Origin of the sequence: Lactobacillus delbrueckii subsp. bulgaricus (assembly GCF_046938665.1) — a bacterium.
In the GTDB taxonomy this organism is placed as follows: Bacteria; Bacillota; Bacilli; order Lactobacillales; family Lactobacillaceae; genus Lactobacillus; species Lactobacillus delbrueckii_C.
The window spans coordinates 12,876-34,327 of the sequence record NZ_JBKZCD010000019.1; the positions used below are offsets into that span (position 1 = coordinate 12,876).

Below are 21,452 nucleotides of genomic sequence, written 5' to 3' on the forward strand. Positions count from 1 at the left end.
TATTTTAACAAATAACGGACTGAATTGATACGAAGTTTATAATCTAAAGCTTGGAGATGTTTTATTTTGCCAAAGAACACCTATGATGATTCTTCAATTCAAATTCTGCACGGGCTGGAGGCAGTCCGCAAGCGGCCGGGGATGTATATCGGGTCAACCGACATCCACGGCTTGAACCAGCTGGTCTATGAAATCGTCGACAACTCCGTCGACGAAGCCATGGCTGGTTTTGGCCAGGAAATCAACGTGACCATCCACGAGGACAATTCCGTGACCGTGCAGGACTTCGGCCGGGGGATGCCGACAGGGATGCATGCCTCAGGCCGGCCAACCATTGAAGTCATCCTTACTGTCCTGCATGCCGGCGGCAAGTTCACGGAGCAGAACTATAAGACCTCCGGCGGTCTGCACGGGGTCGGCTCTTCCGTGGTCAACGCCCTGTCCAGCTACATGAAGGTGCACGTGGTGCGTGACGGCAAGGCCTACGAGGAAGAATTCCAAAATGGCGGTCACCCAATCGGCACCCTCCGCTGCCTGGGAGCAACCAAAGAAAAGACTGGGACCACGATCACTTTCAAGCCGGACCCGATGATTTTTTCAACGACTAAGTACAACTACGAGACCATCCAGGAAAGAATCCGGGAATCGGCCTTCCTGCTTAAAGGAGTCAAGTTTACTTTAACGGACGAACGGACGCCAAACCACCACGACGTCTTCCAATATGACGACGGGATTGAAAGTTTCGTTGCCTACCTCAATGAAGGCAAGGGGACGATCGGCAAGGTCTTCTATTTTGCAGGCAGCCAGGATGGGATGGAAATCGAATTTGCCGGCCAGTACAGCGACTCATACTCAGAGAACTTTGTTTCCTTCGTCAACAATGTCCGGACCGCTGACGGCGGCTCCCATGAAGTCGGGGCCAGAAGCGGCTTTACCCGGGCCTTTAACGACTATGCCAAGAAGCAGGGGCTTTTGGGCAAGAAGGACAAGAACCTGGAAGGGTCCGACTACCGGGAAGGGCTCAGCGCCGTTTTGAGCGTCAAGATCCCGGAAGAACTGCTGGAATTTGAAGGGCAGACCAAGGGTAAGCTGGGGACTCCCCAGGCCAGAAGCGCGGTCGACAGCATCGTTTACGAGAAATTGTCTTACTACCTGCTGGAAAACGGGGAATGGGCCCAGGACCTGGTCAAGAAGGCCCAAAGGGCCCGGGATGCCAGAGAGGCGGCCAAGAAGGCCAGAGACGAGTCCAGAAACGGGAAGAAGCGGCACAAAAAGGAAGTCCTGTCCGGGAAATTAACCCCGGCCCAGTCCAGAAACCCCAAGAAAAACGAGCTTTTCTTAGTCGAAGGGGACTCAGCCGGCGGCAGCGCCAAGCAAGGCCGGGACCGCCGCTTCCAGGCTATCCTGCCTTTGCGGGGGAAGGTTTTGAACACCCAGCGGGCTAAACTGGCAGATATTTTTAAGAACGAAGAAATCAACACGATGATCCACACGATCGGAGCCGGGGTCGGGACCGAATTCAAGGTTGAAGACTCCAACTACGATAAGATCATCATTATGACTGACGCCGACGACGACGGGGCCCACATCCAGATCCTGCTTTTGACCTTCTTCTACCGCTACATGCGGCCGATGATCGAAGCAGGCAAGGTCTACATTGCCCTGCCGCCGCTTTACAGAATCAGCAAGAAGCAGACCAACCTTTACGCCTGGACCGATGAAGAACGGGATGAGGATGAAAAGAAGGTGGGCAAGGGCTATGCCCTGCAGCGCTTCAAGGGGCTGGGGGAAATGAATGCCGACCAGCTCTGGGAGACGACCATGAATCCGGAAAGCCGGATGCTGATCCGGGTCAGAATCGACGATGCCCAATTGGCTGAACGCCGGGTAACCACCTTGATGGGTGACCAGGCTTCCGCCAGAAGAAAGTGGATTGAAGAAAACGTCAAGTTCCGCCTGGGCGAGGAAGAGTCGATCTTAGACAAGGTAAATGATTAGGAAGGGTGCAGTATATGCCAGAAACTCACGAACGGATTCGTGAAATGCCTTTGGAACAGGTCATGGGCGAACGCTTTGGCCGCTATTCCAAATATATTATTCAAGAACGGGCCCTGCCGGACATCCGCGACGGACTAAAGCCCGTGCAGAGGCGGATTCTTTACGCCATGTACCGGGACGGCAATACGGCTGACAAGCCTTTTAAGAAGGCAGCCAAGGCCGTCGGTAACATCATGGGTAACTACCACCCGCACGGCGACAGCTCTATTTACGGGGCCCTGGTTTTCCTGTCTCAAGACTGGAAGATGAGAGAGCCTTTGATCGAAATGCACGGCAACAACGGGTCCATGGACGGCGACAGTCCCGCCGCCATGCGTTATACGGAATCCCGCCTGGCCAAGATTTCCAATGTCCTGCTGGAAGACATTGACAAGGAAACTGTGCCAATGGTGCTCAATTTCGACGACACCGCTTATGAACCAACGGTTTTGCCAGCCCGTTTTCCCAATCTTTTAGTCAATGGGTCAACCGGGATTTCTTCTGGTTACGCTACGGAAATTCCGCCCCACAACCTGGGTGAGGTCTTAGACGCGACTATCCACTTGCTCAAGCACCCAGACGCCAGCCTGGAAGACCTGATGACTTTTGTCAAAGGGCCAGACTTCCCGACTGGCGGGATCGTCATGGGCAAAAAAGGCTTGCGGGATGCCTACAAGACCGGCAAGGGCCGGATCCAGGTCCGAGCCAAGACTCATATTGAAGAGATCCGGGGCCACCGCCAGCAGATCGTGGTGACGGAAATTCCTTACCTGGTCAACAAGGCCCAGCTGGTCAAGAAGATTGATGAAATCCGGGTCAGCCGGGAACTGGACGGGATCAGTGAAGTCCGAGACGAAACTGACCGCCACGGTCTCTCTATTGTCATCGAACTTAAGAAAGACGCGGATGCCCAGAACATTCTCAACTACCTCTTGAAGAATACTGACCTGCAGGTTTCCTACAACTTCAACATGGTGGCCATTGACCACATGACTCCGGTCCAGGTGGGCCTCAAGCGGATCCTGGCTGCCTACCTGGAACACGAAGAAGAAGTCGTAACCAAGCGGACCCAGTTTGACTTGAAGAAGGCCTCAGATCGGCTGGAAATCATCCAGGGCTTGATCAAGGCCATGAGCATCTTGGACCAGGTGATCAAGGTCATCCGGGCTTCTAAGAACAAGGCTGACGCCAAGAAGAACCTGGTAGCGGAATTTGCCTTTACTGACCGGCAAGCTGAAGCTATCGTCTCCTTGCAGCTTTACCGCTTGACCAATACTGACGTTTTGGCCCTGCAAGCTGAAGAAGAGGAACTGACAGGCAAGATCGCGGCTTACGAGAAGATTTTGGCGGACCCGAAAGTTTTGCAAAAGGAAATCATCAAGGAACTCCGGGCCGTCAAGAAGGAATTTGGTTCAGACCGGCGCAGTGAAATCAGCGATGAAACGGCCAGAGTCGAAGTCGATGAAAAGGCTTTGATCACGGAAGAATCAGTCCGGGTCTTGATCAGCCGCGACGGCTACATCAAGCGGTCCTCAATGCGGTCCTTCCAGTCAACCGAAGCCGGCGACAATGGCCTGCCGGAAACTGACCGGGTGGTTTATGAAGGGACCCTGTCGACTTTGACCAACCTCTACCTTTTCACTAACCATGGCAACTTGATCTACCGGCCGGTGCATGAGCTGGTTGAAAGCAAGTGGAAGGATGTTGGCCAGCACTTGTCCCAGGAACTAGGCCTGGCAGCTGACGAGAGCATCATCCGGGTCTTTGCCTTGGAAGCTTTGGATGATCCAGACCTGGCCTTCTTGCTGGCCACAAATGATGGCTTTATCAAGCAGGTGGCCCTCGCTGACCTGCAGCCAACCAGAACCTACAAGTCCCGGGCAATCATGGCCATGAAGATGAAGGGGGAAGACTCCCGTGTCATTACCGTGGACCTGGTCAAGACAAGTGAAAAGCGGGAAATCACTCTCTTTACCAACCAGGCCTTTGCCCTTAAATATGACATCGATGAAGTTCCGCAAGTCGGGGCCCGGGCAGCTGGGGTCAAGTCAATCAACTTGAAGGAAGACGACTATGTCGTTGCCTGCCTGGTCACTGACCCGCAATATGACGACCTGCTCAAGGTGGGTCTGGTAACCCAAAGAGGGGCCTTCAAGCAGATGCCGCTGAAATTGATCGGCAAGACCAGCCGGGCCAAGCGGGGCGTATTGGTTTTGCGGAACTTGAAGACCAAGCCGCACCGGATCGTGGCCTTGCAGGCTTACGGGCAAAACCATGAGCTGATCTTGATCACTTCCAGCCTGCGCAAGCAGGTCATCCGGACCAGCGACCACCCAGTCGGCGATCGGCAGAGCAACGGTTCTTTCGTCATTGATGTTAAGACAGACGGAGAGGCTAAGGAACTGCTCATGGGCCGGCCTTTACCGGACCAGGCCAGGGATGTCGGCCGCTTGTTCTAAAAAAATCAAAAAGATTGCGAAAAGATCGCGAAAAGATTGAACAAAGCGCTGATTTTCTAGTAGACTTAATTAGAGAGAATAATTTTAGCTAAATCTAGAAGGGAAAATTCCAAGATGGAAAAAGAACTGATTTTTGGTCACAGAAACCCAGATACTGACGCAATCGGCACGGCGATTGCCTACTCATACTTCCAAAACCAACATGGCTACAACACTGAAGCCGTTGCTTTGGGCGAAGCCAACGATGAAACTTCTTTTGCTTTGAAGAAGTTCGGCTTTGAAGCACCACGTGTGGTTAAGACTGTCGCAAATGAAGTCAAGGCCATCATGTTGGTTGACCACAACGAACCGCAACAAAGCGTTGAAGACCGGGACCAAGTCAAGGTTACCCACGTTATTGACCACCACCGGATCAGCAACTTCGCGACGATCGACCCCTTGTTCTACCGGGCTGAACCAGTAGGCTGCACTTCCACTGTTTTGTGGGAAATGTTCAAGGAACAAAACATGGAAATTCCAGCCAACATTGCTGGTATCATGCTCAGTGCCATCATTTCCGACACCTTGCTTTTGAAGTCACCAACTACTACTGACATCGACAAGGAAGCAGTTGAAGACCTGGCTAAGATTGCCGGCGTTGACTACAAGGAATACGGTTTGGAACTGCTTAAGGCCGGCACCAACATCGCCGCTAAGTCAGTTGAAGAACTGATCGACCTGGACGCCAAGAGCTTCGAACTTGGCTCAAAGACTGCCCGGATCGCTCAAGTCAACGTTGTTGACGTCCCAGAAGCCCTGGAACGCAAGGATGCCTTCCTGGCAGCCATGGAAAAGGATGCTAAGGAAAACGGCTACGACTTGTTCATGCTGGTAATTACCAATGTTTTGGACTCCGACTCAGAAGTTCTCTTCATTGGTGACGACGAAAGCAAGTCTGTCTTTGCCAAGGCCTTCGGCAAGGAACTGGTTGACTCAGAAGCCCACCTGCCAGGCGTTGTTTCCCGGAAGAAGCAAATCGTTCCGCCATTGACCCGGGCATTTGAAGCTTAATCAGCTAAATAACAAGGAAAAAGAATCCAGGTTGCCTGGATTCTTTTTTTTGCTACTTTTTAAACATCCTACTTGTTACTACAATTTTTCTTAAAAAAGAAAAAGCGCGGCTGTGCCGCGCCAAAAAAATACTGTTAACAAATAAATCCTGGGGGAAATTTTGTCAACAGTTATTTCTTTAGCTATTTATTTTTTACTCGCTTGCTTTATTTGCCAGCATATTGTTTAAGCTGGTCAAACTGATTCTTCAGTTCCAAGTCTAAGTAATATGGCTGCTTGACTGGCAGACAGCCTTGCCCATATAAGGCAAAAAGGTAGGCCAGTTCTTCCTTCCAGCGGCCGATTTCTTCATCCAGGCCATCCTGGCCCTCATTTAAAAGGGTGTGGAGGAAGTGGTTGGCCACGCCGACAAATTTGCCGCCCAGGGCCAGTCCCTTGAAGACGTCCAGCGGATTTCTGACCCCGCCAGAGACGATCAGCTGCTTGGTCAAAGGCGCCGCTAAAAGGGTAGCCAGGGCCGTTGGCAGGCCGCAGTCGTTCAAATACGCCATAGGGTGGGGATTGCGGGAGTTTTCGATTTGGGCAAAATTGGTGCCGCCAGCTCCCCCGATATCGAACCAGCTAAAGCCAGCAGCCTGCAATTTTTGCAGACTGACTGGATCCAGGCCGCTGCCGACTTCCTTGACGATGACTGGCACGCCAGCTGCTTCTTTAATCTCCAGCATCCGGTCCAGCCAGACAAAGTCCCGGTCGCCTTCAGGCATGGGGATCTCCTGGGCCACGTTAAGGTGGATCTGCAGGGCATCTGCTTGCAGATCCTTGACGATCTTGGCAGCTGCTTTAGCTGGAGTCAAAGGATTAACATTAGCAAACAAGAGGCCGTCTGGATTGGCTTCTCTAGCTACGTAAAAAGACTCCAGCTGGTCCTCTTCCTTGGTCAAGATGCTGGCTGAACCCAAGGCCAGGGCAATTTGCTGCTTATTGGCAATTTCACCCAGCTGCCGGTTGATCTGCCTGGATTTTTCCGACCCGCCAGTCATCGCGTTGATGAAGAAAGGGGCGGCTAACTCTTTGCCAAACCAGGTCGTCTTGACGGCGCTTGGGTCAACCTGGCTTTCAGGCAGGGCCGGGCGGAGCAGGTGGACCTGGTCAAAGGAATTCGTTTTTTGGGCATTAAAAAACATCTGTGTCAAAGCCAGATGTTCTTCTTTTCTTATAGATCTTTGTGACATCGCAATGCTCTTAGTAAGTTAATTCAGATTGGTGAATGTGAAATTCCAGGGGCAGGATGTTGTTCTTGACCCATTCCTTGCGGAGGCGGTCAATATCGGTGTCCTTGTTGACGATGACGATGCCGCAGTCGCCGTTGCCCGCGCCGCTGGTCTTGGCCGCGCCGCCAAACTTGTTGGCGATTTCGATCAGCTCAGTCAAGCGGGGAATTTCGATAGCAATATTGTTGATAGCGGCAAAATGCTGCAGCAAGCGGCGGTTGATGCCGATCTGCTTTTGAATCAAAGCGATGTTTGCTTCTTCAAAACCGCGGATCATCTGCAAAACGCACTTGCGTGAGTCTGCCAAAAACTTGGCGTACTCAGTCCGCAGGTTGTTCTTGTTGGCGTTAGTCTTGTCAACCAGGCGGGAAGTTGAAGCCGGCTGCTGGCTCCAGCCAATCAAGAGCTCCATGCCCTTCGGCGGAACCAGCTGCTGGATCTTCAGACCTGGCCAGGCTTCACCGACCACCGCTGACAGGGACTTGCTTGCCAGTTCTTCTTTCAGCCAGAGCTTGTTGAAGGTCTGGTAGGCGATCCAGCCGCCGTAGACGCTGGCCGCGATATCGCCAGCGCTGCCGTTGCCTTGGACTGAGTAGTGAGAAATTGTGGAGAGCTTGTAAATCAGGTCCTTGCTTGCCTGGACACCGTAAAAGCGCAAGATTGCCTTGACCGTCGCGACCGTGACCGCGGCTGAAGAACCCAGGCCATACTTCTTGCCATCTGCGGAATCCAGGTCAGAATTGACAAACAAGTCGTAAACGTCCATCTTTACATTCTGTTCCAGGCAGTATCTTTCAGTGAAAGAAATTGCGGACAGAATGTATTCAAATGGATTATCCCGGTTGTCGATCACCATCTTTGACCCCCGTCTGACCCAGTGAATAGAGTCCTGGGAGTATTGCTTGGAGTGAATCAAACCGGTATCGCTGCTGCTTGGCTTGATTGAGACCCTGACGTATTGGTCAAGGGCGACCAGAATGGCTGGACAATCTTGTTCCAAGACAGCATATTCCCCGGCAATGTAAAGTTTGCCTGGTGCTTTTTCAGTAATCAAAAAAACTCTTCCTCTTATTCTTTTAATTTTTTCTTTTTATATTACGTCCTAAGACATTATAGACAATTAAATAAGCTTTAGTCCAACAGAGTGACTCCTGGACCAAAACCTGCCTCAATAATCTTAACACGATCAAAGGAGGACTCAAAGCAATTAATAATATCTTTAGAATTTTTCCCCTGGCAGAGGACCTTGACGTTCGGGCCGGCGTCAATGGTGTAGTAGCACTCCAGCCCTTGCTGGCGCAGGTCCTGGACCAGCTTGATGGCCTTGATGGTATTCGGCTCAAAATAGGTAAAGCCGGGGACAGCGGTGAAGGTTAAAGCATGCATCTCACTGGCATTTAATTCAGCCAGAGAACCTAATTTGCTAAAGTCAGCCTGCTTAATCGCTTCTTCCATCTCCTTGATCTCACTGTCATTTCTGTCCAGCCAGACCTGGTAGAAGGGGGAGCTCTTGCTCATTTCCATCCCCTTGGTTGAAGAAATCTTCTTTTCCTGGTCGTTGATTTCAACAGCCAAAAGGCGCAAGTCCATGTCCGGCTCTTCGTCCAGCGGGTAGGCGTAAGAAGTCTGGTCACTATCGCCTTTTTGCCAGACGGAAAAACCGCCGAAAACAGATCTTGAAGCTGAGCCCGATCCCATCCGGGCCATTCTGGACAATTCCCGCCGGTCAACGCCTAACTGGTAGTGGTCGGCAAAAGCCGCTGCCATGGCGGCGAAGGCTGAACTGGAAGAGGCCAGGCCAGCCGCGGTTGGCACCTGGTTGACCGATTCAACCGCCAAATTTCCTTTAAGCCCGAAGCGGTCCTGCATGGCCCGGAGGTAGGCGAAAACGCGGTCAGCAGCCGGACCGGAAACGGCTTGGCCGTTTAATTTAAAAGACATTTGCTCGCTGTCTGAGATTTTGGTGTCGCTGTAGAAGGCATCCAGGGTCATGGACAGGCTGGACATGAGCGGCAGGCGCAATTTGGCATCCTTCTTGCCCCAGTACTTGATCAAGGCGATATTGGTATGGGCGCGGGCAGTTTTACTCATCTGTTTCACATTCCTTTACTGTGTAATTCTGTTTTTAATAATTTTTGGGCAAAAATTAAATCTCTTCAATCCAGTAGTTACTGATTTCTGCCTGGCAAGCCTGGGCAATCTCTTCGCAGGAAGCGGCATCCTTGCAAAGGGCGATGACGATTCCGCCCAGGCCGCCGCCGGACAACTTGCAACCTAAAGCCCCGCCTTTATCAGCAATCTGGCAGATCCGGTCGATCTTGCTTGTCGACAAGTTAAAGGAAGCTAAAAGCTCCTGGGCCTCATTGAAGAATTTACCAACACTCTCCGGGTCTTGCTCAAGCCAGGCAGCTTTGACTTCGTCAGCCAGTTGTCCCAGCTTGCGCATTCTAACTTGCGCGTCAGGTGACTCATTTAAAAGCTTGGCGACCATAGTGACGGCTTCTCTGGTATTACCCAAATCGCCCGTGTCCATGATCAAAAGGCTGGCACCTAATTTTGAGGAGAGCTTTTTTACGCCCTTTTGCTTATTAAAAAAGACCAGGTAATCGGAATTGACCGTGGCCGCGTCCAGGCCGGAAGCCTTGCCGTGGTTGATCGTTTCTGCCTGGTTGGTGATGTCCATAACTTCACTTACACTTAACTTCAAACCCAGGTATTGGCTCAAGGCCACGGTAGTACCGTAAGCGACGGTAGCTGAGGAGCCAAGTCCGCGCTCCATGGGAATTTCCCCGGTATAGGTAAGCTTGATCTGGGGACTTTTCCCGCTTCTGGCCAAAAGCTCCTTGACGACATACTTAAGGCCGTTATAGTCAGCAGGCGCGTCAAAAAAAGGACCCTGGTAGAGCTTGGTGTCCATCCAGACCGGGCCGGCATAATCACTGATGGTCGTCTTGATGTGCAGGGCCTGAATTGGCATAGCCAGGGCGTCATAGCCGTAAACAACGGAATGCTCGCCGATCAAAATTACTTTTCCATGAGCAGTACATGAAGTCTGCAAAAAGAATCACCTCAAAAAATTAGTTTGTTAGTTCGGTTAACGTTTGCTTAGAATCAATGGCAATCAGTTCCCAAAAAGGAAAGAGATTGATAAAATTTAGATTGACCGATCAGTCAACAAAGGAGTGGAAGCAATGATCAAAATTATAACCGGCAGACAGTCCGATCCCCTGCAAACTGAGATCATCAGCCGGGCTGCCCGCAATTATCTGGCCCAGCCCGGCAAAGATACCTTTATTATTGTTCCAAACCATATCAAGTTTAACACAGAAGTTGCCGCAATAGGCAAAGTCGCCCAACTTCAAGGGCGGGAAGAGACCAGCGTCAAGAACCTGCACGTCTTGTCCTTCTCCCGCCTGGCCTGGTTTTTCTTTAAAAAGGCCGACCTGCTCATGCCAGAAAGCCTGGATGACGCGGCCGCGACCATGATTTTGGAGCAGATCATCGACAAGCGCAGAGATGAACTGCTGCTTTTCAAAAATTCCCACGCCAATTCCGGCATGATTAAGCAGGTCTACAGCACGATCCTGCAGGTTCATACCGGCCAGCTGGACCTGGGCAATCTTTTGGAGCGGGCAGCTGACCCGGCGGTGGCCTTGGACCTGGATAATGAGACCAGGGACAAGCTGCACGACCTGGACTTGATCTACCAGGACTTTTTAGAAATCGTCAGTGAAAAGCACTTCGCCACCAAGGATGAACTGAACATCCAGCTGAACCAGCTTTTGGCCAGCCGGCCGGACCTGGTCAGCCAAGCCAGCTTCTACGTGACTGATTTCTCCCATTTTTCCATTCAGGAAAAAATGACCATGCAGCTGCTGGCAGCTTTTGCCAGCGAGATGACCTTCGCCTTCAAGACCGCTGATGGCAGTGTGATTGAGCCGGCCGCCGGGGAATACGATTACGTGGTTCAGAAGACGATCAAGGACTTGACCGGCTACTTTTCCGCCCATGACTTTGCCTGGGAAAGAGAAAAAATCGCCAGTCCAGCCAGTCCGGCCAGGGACTTGAACCAGGCCTGGCAGGGCCAGGGCCAGCCGGATTTAAATAACCTCCAGCTGGTTAAGGCAGATTCCCGCTACGCTGAAGCATATTTCGTGGCCCGGACCATCTATGACGAGGTGGCTTTAAAGGGCTGCCAGTACCGGGACTTTTTGGTCCTGGCCCCGAATTTGCAGGAGTATGAAACTTACCTGGCTCCGATTTTGCGGCAAAACCAGATTCCCTTCTTTGACGACCTGCAGCAGCAGATGAAGTACCACCCCTTGGTGCTTTTGCTGGAAAATTTGGGCAAGCTTCTCCAGCAGGCAGGAGACACGCCAGCACTTTTGAGCATCATGAAGACCCGCCTCTTGATCCCTGACTGGTATTTGGAAGGGGATGCAGAAGCCGGGGAAGCCGCGTATTTGCGCGACGTCGACCAGCTGGAAAACTTTGCCCTGGCCCACGGAATCAAGTACAGCCTTTGGCAAAAGCCCCTTAAGGACTTTACCAAAGCCCAGGTCATCGCCCTGGACCAAGAACAGTACCAAAAGCGGCTGGACCGCTTGGACAAGCTGCGGGACTTTTTTGTCAGCAAGATCTCCCGGCTTGCCCGCCAGCTGAAGAGTGAAAAAGACAGCATGACCGCCGTCAAGTTCTTTTTTGACTTCTTGGTCAAAAACGGGGTCAGCGCCCGCCTGGAAGCCTGGCGCTTAAAGGCCAGCGAGAGCGGAGACCTGCAGCAGGCCCAGCAGCCGGAGCAGTGCTGGAATCTGCTTTTGTCTCTTTTGAAAGACTATCTCTTGGTCAACCCGGAAAACTTTGCCTGGGCTGACTTCTTTAAGATGTTGACGGCAGCCTTTTCCCAGGCCAATTTCGCGACGATTCCGGCCAGCCTGGACGCTGTCACCTTGTCAGAATACGGGATGGTGCAAACAAGCGGCTACAAGCAGGTCTTCATCATCGGAGCAGCCAATGGCAGCCTGCCGCAAATCAGCGACCAGCCCAACTTTTTGACTACGGAAAACCTGGCCAGCCTGGCAGACTTTTTTGACCAGGAGGCCTACCTGGAAGACAGCCAGCAACTGCGCAACCTGGACCAGGAATACCAATTCGGCAATGCCCTGGCCCTGGCCTCTGACCGGGTCTACATCTCCTATCCGGTGATCAATTCCAATAATGACCTGCTGGATCCATCCATTTACTACAAGCGCCTGCTGAAGCTGGTTAACGGCCGGGAATACCGGCAAAGGGACCTGCCAGATACCGCTGAAAAAGACCGGACCGAATTTGCCCGCCAGCTTTTGCTCTTTTTGACCAGTCCAAGGGCCAGCTTAGGCTATCTGGCCTATGCGGAAGAAAATTCTGCCCAAAGCCCGCTGGTGGCCAAGCTGGTCGAACTCAGCCGGCAGTATGAGGAAGAAAAGGCTGAAGAAATCGCGGAAGGGATGGCTTATGACAATAACCCGCAAGACATTTCAGAAGACCTGGCTGAGCGCCTGTACGGTAAAGACCTTCTGTCATCGGTCTCCCAGCTGGAAAGCTACTACCAGAATTCTTTTGAATACTTCCTTAACTATGGCCTCCGCCTGCGGCCCCGGGCAGAAAATGAGCTGAATGCCATCCAGTCCGGTAACTACTTCCACCGGACCTTTGAGCTTTTGCTTAAGGAAATGCAAAAGAAAAATATCGAAATTGACAAGCTCAGCGAGCTGGACCTGGAGCTTTTGCTCAAGCAAGTCAGAAGCGAGATCCTGCAAGAACCCCTCTACCAGCAGTTCTTGCGTGATCCTTTTAATAAATATCTTTTCAAGGCCTTTGACAAGACGACCAGTAAAGTGGCCCAAAGCTACCGGCGCAAGCAGCAGGAAAACAAGATGCGGGCTACTTACGGGGAACTGGCCTTTGGCCCGGCTGAAAAGCTGGCCGGCCTGGTCTTGCCTTTGAAGAAGTTTGCCGGCCAGCGGAAGATCAGCCTCCGGGGCAAGATCGACCGGGTCGACCTCTTTAATGGGGACCAGCACGTTTTAGGCCAGCTGATCGACTACAAGTCTTCCGACCACAGCTTCAACCTGGCCCGTTTTGCCAGCGGGGTGGACTTGCAGATGATCGCCTATTTGGACGTTCTGGAGAAGAACCGGGACCTCCTGGCCGGCGGGCGGCAGTTTGACCTCCTGGGGGCCTTTTACCAATATGTCACCCGGAAGCTGAATTCCGTCAACTCCTCCTCATCAACCGGGGCCTTGTTTGACAGCAAGCTGCAGCTGAAAGAGAGCCTTTTGGGCGGGGAAGACAAGTTGAAATTGTCCGGGGTCTTTGTCAGTGAGCCAGCCTGGTACCAGGAAGTCGACAAAGTCCTTGAGAAAAAGGCAAGCAGTCCGGTTTACCGGGGCCTCAAACTGAACAAGAGCGGGGGCTTTGGCAAAAAAGACAACTTCTTCAGCCAAGATGAGATGCGGGAGCTGCTGGAATACGTCGAAGCCTTGATTGAGGACGCGGCCAGCGAGATTTTGAGCGGGCAGATTGCCTTGAATCCTTTCCGGCAAGGCAAGAATACCGGCCTGGCTTATAGCGACTACAAGGATATCTTCTACTTTGACCAGCAGCTGCCAACTAACTCTTACCGGGACCTGCCAAGCCTTAAAAAGGCAGATCTGCTGGCCTTGGTAGAAAAGCGGCTGCGGCAGAGGGGATAAGGAATGGTACATAGAAAGGAAATAGCATGGCTGTAAAATATACACCAGACCAGGCCAGGGCCATTGAAAGCCGGGGGCAGGACCTTTTGGTTTCAGCCTCTGCCGGCTCAGGCAAAACCAGTGTTTTGGTTGAAAGGGTCATCCGGGAAATCATGGACGACCACTTGGAGGTTAACCAGCTCCTGGTCATCACCTTCACTCGGGCGGCGGCCAGTGAAATGAAGCAGCGGATCAAGCAGCGCCTGCAGGACCGCCTGCAAGAAGAAACAGATGCCAGCCAGGCCGACTTTTTGCGCCGGCAGCTGGCTGAGATCGATTCCGCGATTATTTCCACGATCGACTCTTTCTGTTTGGACGTCATCCGCCGCTTTTACTTCGCGATCGATATTGACCCGGACTTCAGCATTTTGACTGACGCCACCCAGATTGAGCTTTTAAAGGAAAGAGCCTTGAGGGATGTCGAAAACGGCTACCTGCAAAATGCGGACCAAGCGAAAAAAGACCGTTTCCTGGCCCTCTATGATGCCTTTGCCGGCGACAGCAACGCCAATTCAGCCAGAGATTTGCTTTTGGATTTATACCAGTTTGCCATGGCCCGGCCCAACTACCGGGCTTGGCTGCAAAAGCTGGCTGCCCCTTACCAGCTGGAGACCAGCGACGTCGTTGACAGCGCCCTCTGGCAGGAGAAAATCAAGCCTTACCTGGAGGAAGAATTTTCCAATCTGGCGGACAAGCTGACGGCTTTGATGGCCGAAGCCGACTTTGACCATGAAAAGTTTGCCAAGTACCAGCCAGCTTTTACGGCTTTTGCCAGCAGTCTGGCCAGCTACCGGGAGAGTCTGGCCACAGATGATCCCTTTGACCGGCAAAGAGAGCTGCTGGCGGCCTGCCAGTTTGACGGGACCCTGCGGACTAACAAGGAGATTGCCGACTTTGTCGCGGAGGCAAAGGAGGTTAAAGAAGCTGGCAAGCAGCTGGTCTTCAATGTCTATACCAGTTTTTACGCAAGCAGCAATGCTGACCAGCAGGCCCTCTTAGCCAAGGGGGCAGAAATCGCCTCCGCGGCAGCGGAAGTCGAACTGGCCTTTATTGACCGCTTTAACGAATTGAAGCGGGCTGACCGGGTCCTGGACTTCAGCGACATGGAGCAGTTGGCCTATGAAATTCTGACCCAGGACAGTTCAAACTCTGACCTGGCCCGGGCCTACTACCAAAACCGCTTCAAGGAAATCATGGTTGATGAATACCAGGACACCAACGCCCTGCAGGACGGCTTGATCCAGCGGCTGAAAAAAGCCGGGAAGAACAACCTCTTCATGGTCGGGGACGTCAAGCAGTCAATCTACGGCTTCCGCCAGGCGGAACCCAGCCTGTTTATCGCCAAGTATGATGAATATGGCCAGGAAAATTCGGCTGGCAAGCAGCGGATTATTTTTGCCGAAAACTTCCGCTCCAGCCAGCCGGTCACCCAAGCTGTCAACTTGATCTTTGACAGCCTCCTGACCAAGGACTTCGGTGGGATTGACTACCAAAAAGAAGGGCAGCTGAAATTCGCGGCCGGCTATGACCCAGAGGCGGCCCTGCCGACTGAAACAGAAGTCCTCTACCAGGAAGATTCATCTGCAACAGAAGATGACGGGGAATTGAACCAGGGCGATTTAGCCATGGTCATCAGCCGGATCCAGAAGCTGATCGCTGATCAGACGCCAATTTTTGACCCGAAAAGCGGGCAGACCCGGCCGGTCAGCTATGGGGACATCGCCATCTTAACCCGGTCCAAGACCAGCAACCTGGACATCAAGCAGGAATTTGACCGCTACGGGGTCCCGCTCTTTGTCATGGATGTCCAGAACTACTTCCAGACCTTTGAATTGACGGTCATCATGTCCTATTTAAAGATCATCGACAACCCGGACCAGGATATTCCCCTGGTGGCGGTTTTGCGGTCTCCAATTTTTAACTTCTCCAGTTCAGATTTGGCGGAAATCCGCCTGGTCAACAAGAGCGTCAGCTTCTACGCGGCTTTAAGAACTTATGCTAAAAAGGATACAGATCTGGCTGCCCGCTGCCGGGACTTTTTGGCCCAATTGCAGGACCTGCGCGACTTTTCCTTGAGCCACCGGATTTCAGAACTGCTTTGGACCATTTACGAGCGGACCAGCTTTTTGGAAATCGTGACGGCCATGACTAACGGCCAGCAGCGCCGGCTCAACTTGACTGCCTTGTACGAAAGAGCCAGCGCCTACGAAAGTTCGGGTTTCAAGGACCTTTACCAGTTCATCAACTTTATTGCCAGGATGCGGAAGAACCAAAAGGACTTGGCCCAGCCGATCTTGAGCGAAAATGCCGATAACTCAGTCAAGCTGATGACCATCCATGCCTCAAAGGGGCTGGAATTCCCGGTTGTCTTTGTCTTGGGCCTGGAGCATCGCTACAATTACCAGCAAGACATTACCGGCAGCTATGTTTTAGATGCCAGCGGCCTGGGTTTGTCCTTTGCCTATCCCTTTGATGAAGCGGAATACCGGGCAGATACTTTGGCTAATGCCTGGCTGAAGATTGCCAAAAAGCAGAAGCTGCTGGAAGAAGAAGCCCGCCTGCTTTACGTGGCTTTGACCCGGGCCAAGCAGAAGCTGATTTTGGCGGCCAATATCAAGCTGCCGGCCAAAACCGATCTGGCGGGCTTGGAAGAGAAGTGGGCTAAGGAAATTTCTGCTGGCCGCCTGCCCCTTTTGGATAAGATGAAGGTAGCCAAGCCCCTGGACTTTTTGGCCCCGGCTTTAGCCCGCGCCAAGCAGGTGAAGCGGCTGGGTGAAAAAGCCGTCAGCGACCTGGCGATAGGCCAAGAAGGCAGTCTGGTCTTTGTCCACTTTGACCCCAAGAAAGACCAGGCCCAATTGCCGGATAGTGAGGCCGTGGCGGCCAGCGGAGCGGACTTGACGGAAGATGAAGCAGCCGTCTTTAAGCAGGCAGAAAAGCTCTATGCCTTCAGCCAGGGCGGCTATCCTTACTTGGATGCCAGCCGGACCACGGCCTACCAGGCGGTGTCTGAAATCAAGAAGGCTTTTGGCGACCCGGTCGAAGACGAACTGGCTGACTCCCACATTTCGGAACTGCAGTCAGCCAACCGCTACCTGCAGCCGATCGATACTGAACCTGACTTCCTCTTCCAAAATACGGTCAGCTCAGCTGAACTGGGGACAGCCAGCCACCTGGTCTTGCAGTATTATGACTATGCCAAAGGCGACAAGGATGCCATTGACAGCTGCATTGCCGGCCTGGTGGAAAAGGGCCGGCTGAGCCAGACCTTGGCCAGCAAGCTGGACCGGGAAGCCTTGTCCTGGTTTGTCAAGAGCGACTTTGCCAAAGACTTTTACCAGCAGCCTGACCGCCTCCACCGGGAGGAAAATTTTGCTACTATCTTGTCGCCGAAGACTTTATTTAAGGATTTCAGCGATTTTCCAGGAGAAATTTTGGTTCACGGGACAATCGATGGCTATTATGAAGCGGAGAATGGTATCATTTTATTTGACTACAAGACTGACCACGTGAACCCGCATAAGCAGGAGGAAGCAATTCAGAAGCTGAAAGAGAAGTACCAGGGCCAGCTCCGCCTTTATGAGCGGGCCTTGAATGAATCTGGCCGGCTGCCTGTTTTGAAAAAGTACCTGGTGCTTTTGAGCTGCCGGGAAATTGTTGAAGTTGATTAGAAGTTTTTAGGAGTGAAAGGAGCGGAAAATGGCGGATTTTTTTGCCGGCGAAAGCTTCGCGGTCGTTGACTTGGAAACGACCGGGACGCGCAAGGAAGAGGGGGACCGGATCATCCAGTTTGGCTGCGCCATAGTCAAAGATGGTGAAGTGGTTAAAACTTATTCCTTCATGATGAACCCCCACCGGGAAATTCCCCTGGCCGTGACCAATTTGACCGGGATCGACCAGAAGATGGTGGCTGGCCAGGCTGATTTCAAGCACTATGCCCCGAAGATCCGCGAGATCCTGCAGGATACGGTTTTCGTGGCCCATAATGTCAATTTCGACTTTCCTTTCTTGAACTACGAATTGACCAATGCCGGCTTTGAGGCCTTGACCTGCAAGGCGGTTGACACGGTTGAACTGGCCAAGATCGCCTTTCCGACCCTGCCTTCTTACAAGTTGCGGGACTTGACGGCCAGTCTGGAGATCAAGCACGCCAACCCCCACAAGGCGGATTCTGACGCCTATGGGACAGCCGTCTTGCTCTTGAAGATCATCGACAAGCTGGCTTCTTTGCCCCAGGCAACTTTGAATGTTCTGGGCTCTTTGGCCAGTGGCCTTATCCGGGACACAGGGGACGTGATCAAGGTGATTGCTGACCAGTCCCGGCAAAGCAGGCGCAAGCTGCCCAAAGACAAGATGCAGGTCCGCAACCTGGTCTTAAAGAGGCAGGAGATTCCGGCGGTTGAACATGGGGAAAATGGGCATTTTCCAGTTAAAGATGCGGACAAACGCAAGCTTTTTAAAGGCAAGATCAATTACCGGCAAGCCCAAGTGGATTTAATCGACCGCTTGCACGACTTTGTCGAAGATGCCGGGCAAAGGGTCATGCTGGCTGAAGCACCAAACGGGACAGGGAAGACTTTTGCCTACCTTTTTGCCTACGCCTATCAGCTTTACTCTGGTAAAAAATTAGTGATTGCCACGCCGACCAAGGTCCTCCAGCAGCAGCTCCTGGACCAGGAAATTCCCCAGCTCCTGCGGGTTACGGGTCTGGGCTTGAACGCGGAAATGGTCAAGTCCAGCAGCCACTACCTGGATTTAGACGGTTTTGCCCAGACTCTCTACCAGAATTCGCCAAACAAGGCGACCTTGCTCTTACAGATGCAGATCTTGGTCTGGCTGACAGAAACGACAACCGGGGACATGGATGAATTGCAGCTGACCAGCCAGCAGCTGCCGATTTTTAACCAGCTTAAGCACCCCGGGGATGCCCGGGTGGCCAGCCAGTTTGCCAGCGTTGACTTCTGGAACCTGGCCCGCCGCCGGCAGGAGCAGGCCAACATTTTGGTGACTAACCACGCCTACCTGGTCAACCACTACATGGACTCCATCTGGGGGCAGAATCCTTACCTGGTAATTGACGAAGCCCACCGCTTCAGCGAAAACCTGCAGACGGCCCGGACGGACTCCCTGCGCCTGGAAGCAATTTGGGGCAGCATCAGCCACCTGCGCAATTTGCTCTACTTTACGGACAATAACCTGCTCAGACAAAGCGAGGAAAATGTCCAGCTGCAGTTTATGCTGGACCTCTTAGACCAGGAAAGCCTGGACTTGATTCACAGCTTGAACCGTATGCAAAAGTATCTCTACCAGCACAAGGGGCAGGCGATCAGCCAGGTTGTTTTGCCCAACAAGAGCCTGCAGCTGACCATCCAGGGCCAGGATCTCTTCCCGGAAAACTCTCAGTTCCGGCCACTTCTTAGACAGTTCCAGCAGCAATTGGAGCAGGTCCGGATCCATACCAACCAGATCCGCTACTTGCTGGAACAGGAAAAGGACCGCTTTTTAACTGATGAGGAATCTTTGCTGGAAGAATTGAATGACCAGGTCGACCTGCTGGAATTCTACACGGAAAAGAGCTACCAGCTGGCTGACCTCTTGAACCAGCCGCTCTTGGATCATTTGGGCTTCGTGGTCAACGTGACCAATCCCGAAGATGCTCTCAGCAGCAACCTCCACTGGCTCAGCCTGGACAGTTCTGAAGAATTGCATAAAATTTACGACCGCTTTGACCATATCAGCATGATCAGTGCGACAATAACTAATGACGGCAATTTTGCCTTTGCCAAGCAGGTCCTGGCTCTGCCAAATTTGGGTGTCTCTTGCTACAAGGGCAAGGCCAGCTTCCCCATGGCTGACCATCTGGAGATTTTGGCCATGGACGAGGGGCAGCCGGAACCAGACAGTCCGCGTTTTTTGGAAGAATTAAAAAATATCCTGACCAAGGACTTAAGCGGGCAAAAGCACGTTTTGTGCCTGTTTACCAACCTGGACTTGATCAAGCAGCTCTACTTTGAACTGCTGAATGATCCCCGGGTTAAGGACTATGAGCTTCTGGCCCAGGGCTTGACGGGGTCAAATGAGCGGATCACCCGCCGCTTTGTCATCGCTGAACGGTCAATCTTGCTGGGGGCGGACAGCTTCTGGGAAGGGGTGGACTTCCACAATTGCGGGATTGACCTGGTTATCGCGACCCGCCTGCCATTTGAGTCCCCGGACCTGCCGGAGGTTAGCCTCAGGCAGCACTACCTGGCTCAAAGAGGCTGGGATGTCTTTCAAGAGGACTCTTTGCCCCGGGCGGTTCTCCGCCTGCGGCAGGGATGCGGCCGCTTGATCCGGGGCGAGGATGATCATGGGCAGTTTTTGATCCTGGATCCCCGGATCTGGACCAAGAGCTATGGCCCGGCCTTTAGGTCCAGCCTGCCGGCTCCGGTGCAAAAGGTTAAAGCGAGTGAGTTAAAAAAGAAGTTGAAGTTCGAGAGGAAAAATGCTTAACGAAAGAGTCAAAAATGTCTTGCAGTATCTGGCCTGGCTGGTCTTCTTCCTGTTTTTGCTTTACGCGGGAACAGTGGCGGTTGTCGCTAAGGCAGCCAAGCCGTACAGTCAGCAGAAAGAGAAAGTCGCCAGGCTGGTCAAGCAGACTTCCATGAAGCAAATTGACAAGTACTACCATTTGAGCCGGGGCGTCAAGTCATATTCAGCCAGCGGGAAAACCAGTAAGGGTAAGGCGGCTTACTTCATCTACCTGCCGGGTAAACATAAGGCCTACTATTATTCAGCTAATGACGGCGTCAGCGAAAGCACGGTCAAATCCAGTTTCCAGAAGTCTTACCCAAAAAAGACCATCAAGGAAGTCAACCTGGGCTGGTATCAAAAGCAGGCCGTCTGGGAAGTCACGGCAGTCAACGCAGATGGCAGCTACTGCTATGCCATCTACAGGTTCAAGGATGGCCAACTCCTGTCTCTGGTCGATAAGTTATAGAAGATCAGGCAAAAATCTGCTATCATGGATAGAGTTATAAAAATAAGGTGGAATTAAAAGAATGACAGAATTGATTTCAATCAGAGAATCAGCCAAGCACGTTGACGAAGAAGTCAGAATGCACGTCTGGCTGACCGACAAGCGGTCCAGCGGGAAGATCGTCTTCCTGCAATTAAGAGACGGTACGGCCTTCTTCCAAGGCGTTGTCCGCAAGAACGATGTCAGTGAGGAAGTTTTTGAAGCAGCCAAGGGCCTGCGTCAGGAAGCAAGCTTCTACCTCACTGGGACCATCCATGAAGACGCCCGGTCTCACTTCGGCTACGAAATCCAGATCAGCGACTTGGAAGTTGTCTCAAACAACGAAGGCTACCCGATCACCAACAAGGAACACGGGATTGACTTCCTCTTGGACCACCGTCACCTCTGGCTGAGAAGCCGGCGGCCATTCGCCATCATGCAGATCAGAAACCGGATCTTCAAGGCTACAGTCGACTTCTTTGAAAACGAAGGCTTCGTGAAGTTTGACGCCCCGCTGTTGATGCACTCAGCACCAGAAGGGACCACGGAACTCTTCCACATCGACTACTTCGACCACGATGCTTACCTGTCACAATCCGGCCAGCTTTACGGGGAAGTCGGGGCAGAAGCCTTCGGCAAGATCTTTACCTTCGGGCCAACCTTCCGGGCGGAAGCTTCCAAGACTCGCCGGCACTTGACTGAATTCTGGATGATGGAACCGGAAATGGCCTGGATGCACCAAGATGAATCCCTGGACCTGCAGGAACGTTTCCTGTCTTACGTGGTTGGCCAGGTTTTAAAGCACTGCGAATACGAATTAAGCATCCTGGGCCGGGACTTAGACAAATTGCGCCCAGCCGCTGAA

The 21,452-nt window shown here is 52.5% G+C and carries 12 protein-coding genes; 8 read left to right on the top strand and 4 right to left on the bottom strand.

The window, feature by feature from the left end; all coding sequences use genetic code 11:
* Positions 1 to 63: 63 nt before the first annotated feature.
* The 3 genes from parE to ACLUXO_RS07705 all read left to right on the top strand — a co-directional run bounded on the left by parE (position 64) and on the right by ACLUXO_RS07705 (position 5,546).
* Positions 64 to 1,998: a DNA topoisomerase IV subunit B gene (parE, locus tag ACLUXO_RS07695; RefSeq protein WP_412137064.1), complete on the top strand. Its 1,935-nt coding sequence runs from the start codon at positions 64 to 66 to the stop codon at positions 1,996 to 1,998.
* A 14-nt stretch (positions 1,999 to 2,012) separates the two neighbouring features.
* Complete coding sequence (gene parC / locus ACLUXO_RS07700; protein WP_412137053.1) at positions 2,013 to 4,496, top strand: DNA topoisomerase IV subunit A; 2,484 nt, start codon at positions 2,013 to 2,015, stop codon at positions 4,494 to 4,496.
* A gap of 114 nt (positions 4,497 to 4,610) precedes the next feature.
* A complete protein-coding gene (locus ACLUXO_RS07705) occupies positions 4,611 to 5,546 on the top strand; it encodes a manganese-dependent inorganic pyrophosphatase (protein WP_412137054.1) in 936 nt (311 codons plus the stop codon).
* A 206-nt stretch (positions 5,547 to 5,752) separates the two neighbouring features.
* Here the strand turns inward: ACLUXO_RS07705 and fni are convergent, their stop codons facing one another.
* From fni to mvk, 4 genes are all read right to left on the bottom strand, one after another.
* Positions 5,753 to 6,778 (bottom strand): type 2 isopentenyl-diphosphate Delta-isomerase, encoded by a 1,026-nt coding sequence (gene fni / locus ACLUXO_RS07710; RefSeq protein WP_412137055.1) that lies wholly within the window; start codon positions 6,776 to 6,778, stop codon positions 5,753 to 5,755.
* A 10-nt stretch (positions 6,779 to 6,788) separates the two neighbouring features.
* Positions 6,789 to 7,871, bottom strand: a complete 1,083-nt coding sequence (locus ACLUXO_RS07715) for a phosphomevalonate kinase (protein ID WP_412137056.1) — start codon at positions 7,869 to 7,871, stop codon at positions 6,789 to 6,791.
* A 77-nt stretch (positions 7,872 to 7,948) separates the two neighbouring features.
* Positions 7,949 to 8,908: a diphosphomevalonate decarboxylase gene (gene mvaD / locus ACLUXO_RS07720; protein WP_412137057.1), complete on the bottom strand. Its 960-nt coding sequence runs from the start codon at positions 8,906 to 8,908 to the stop codon at positions 7,949 to 7,951.
* 55 nt (positions 8,909 to 8,963) lie between these two features.
* Positions 8,964 to 9,875, bottom strand: a complete 912-nt coding sequence (gene mvk, locus ACLUXO_RS07725) for a mevalonate kinase (protein WP_412137058.1) — start codon at positions 9,873 to 9,875, stop codon at positions 8,964 to 8,966.
* Positions 9,876 to 10,008: 133 nt separating this feature from the next.
* Between mvk and ACLUXO_RS07730 the strand changes: the two genes are divergently transcribed.
* The 5 genes from ACLUXO_RS07730 to ACLUXO_RS07750 form a co-directional block, all read left to right on the top strand.
* Positions 10,009 to 13,551, top strand: coding sequence for a PD-(D/E)XK nuclease family protein (locus tag ACLUXO_RS07730; protein ID WP_412137059.1), 3,543 nt, complete (start codon positions 10,009 to 10,011; stop codon positions 13,549 to 13,551).
* Between the two features lie 26 nt (positions 13,552 to 13,577).
* The gene (addA, locus tag ACLUXO_RS07735) at positions 13,578 to 17,261 is read left to right on the top strand and encodes a helicase-exonuclease AddAB subunit AddA (RefSeq protein ID WP_412137060.1); all 3,684 of its coding nucleotides are present in this window, start codon (positions 13,578 to 13,580) and stop codon (positions 17,259 to 17,261) included.
* 28 nt (positions 17,262 to 17,289) lie between these two features.
* Positions 17,290 to 20,082, top strand: coding sequence for a helicase C-terminal domain-containing protein (locus tag ACLUXO_RS07740; protein ID WP_412137061.1), 2,793 nt, complete (start codon positions 17,290 to 17,292; stop codon positions 20,080 to 20,082).
* Positions 20,075 to 20,569: a hypothetical protein gene (locus ACLUXO_RS07745; protein WP_412137062.1), complete on the top strand. Its 495-nt coding sequence runs from the start codon at positions 20,075 to 20,077 to the stop codon at positions 20,567 to 20,569. The genes ACLUXO_RS07740 and ACLUXO_RS07745 overlap by 8 nt, the downstream gene beginning before the upstream one ends.
* A gap of 61 nt (positions 20,570 to 20,630) precedes the next feature.
* Positions 20,631 to 21,452: amino acid--tRNA ligase-related protein (locus ACLUXO_RS07750; protein ID WP_412137063.1), on the top strand; the 822-nt coding region annotated here is incomplete at its 3' end.

Bases quoted from the DNA above. Each gene is read 5' to 3' on its own strand.
- ACLUXO_RS07745 (WP_412137062.1), top strand. From the start codon at position 20,075: ATGCTTAACGAAAGAGTCAAAAATGTCTTGCAGTATCTGGCCTGGCTG.
- ACLUXO_RS07730 (WP_412137059.1), top strand. From the start codon at position 10,009: ATGATCAAAATTATAACCGGCAGACAGTCCGATCCCCTGCAAACTGAG.
- ACLUXO_RS07740 (WP_412137061.1), top strand. From the start codon at position 17,290: ATGGCGGATTTTTTTGCCGGCGAAAGCTTCGCGGTCGTTGACTTGGAA.
- ACLUXO_RS07705 (WP_412137054.1), top strand. From the start codon at position 4,611: ATGGAAAAAGAACTGATTTTTGGTCACAGAAACCCAGATACTGACGCA.
- mvaD (WP_412137057.1), bottom strand. From the start codon at position 8,908: ATGAGTAAAACTGCCCGCGCCCATACCAATATCGCCTTGATCAAGTAC.
- addA (WP_412137060.1), top strand. From the start codon at position 13,578: ATGGCTGTAAAATATACACCAGACCAGGCCAGGGCCATTGAAAGCCGG.
- fni (WP_412137055.1), bottom strand. From the start codon at position 6,778: ATGTCACAAAGATCTATAAGAAAAGAAGAACATCTGGCTTTGACACAG.
- parC (WP_412137053.1), top strand. From the start codon at position 2,013: ATGCCAGAAACTCACGAACGGATTCGTGAAATGCCTTTGGAACAGGTC.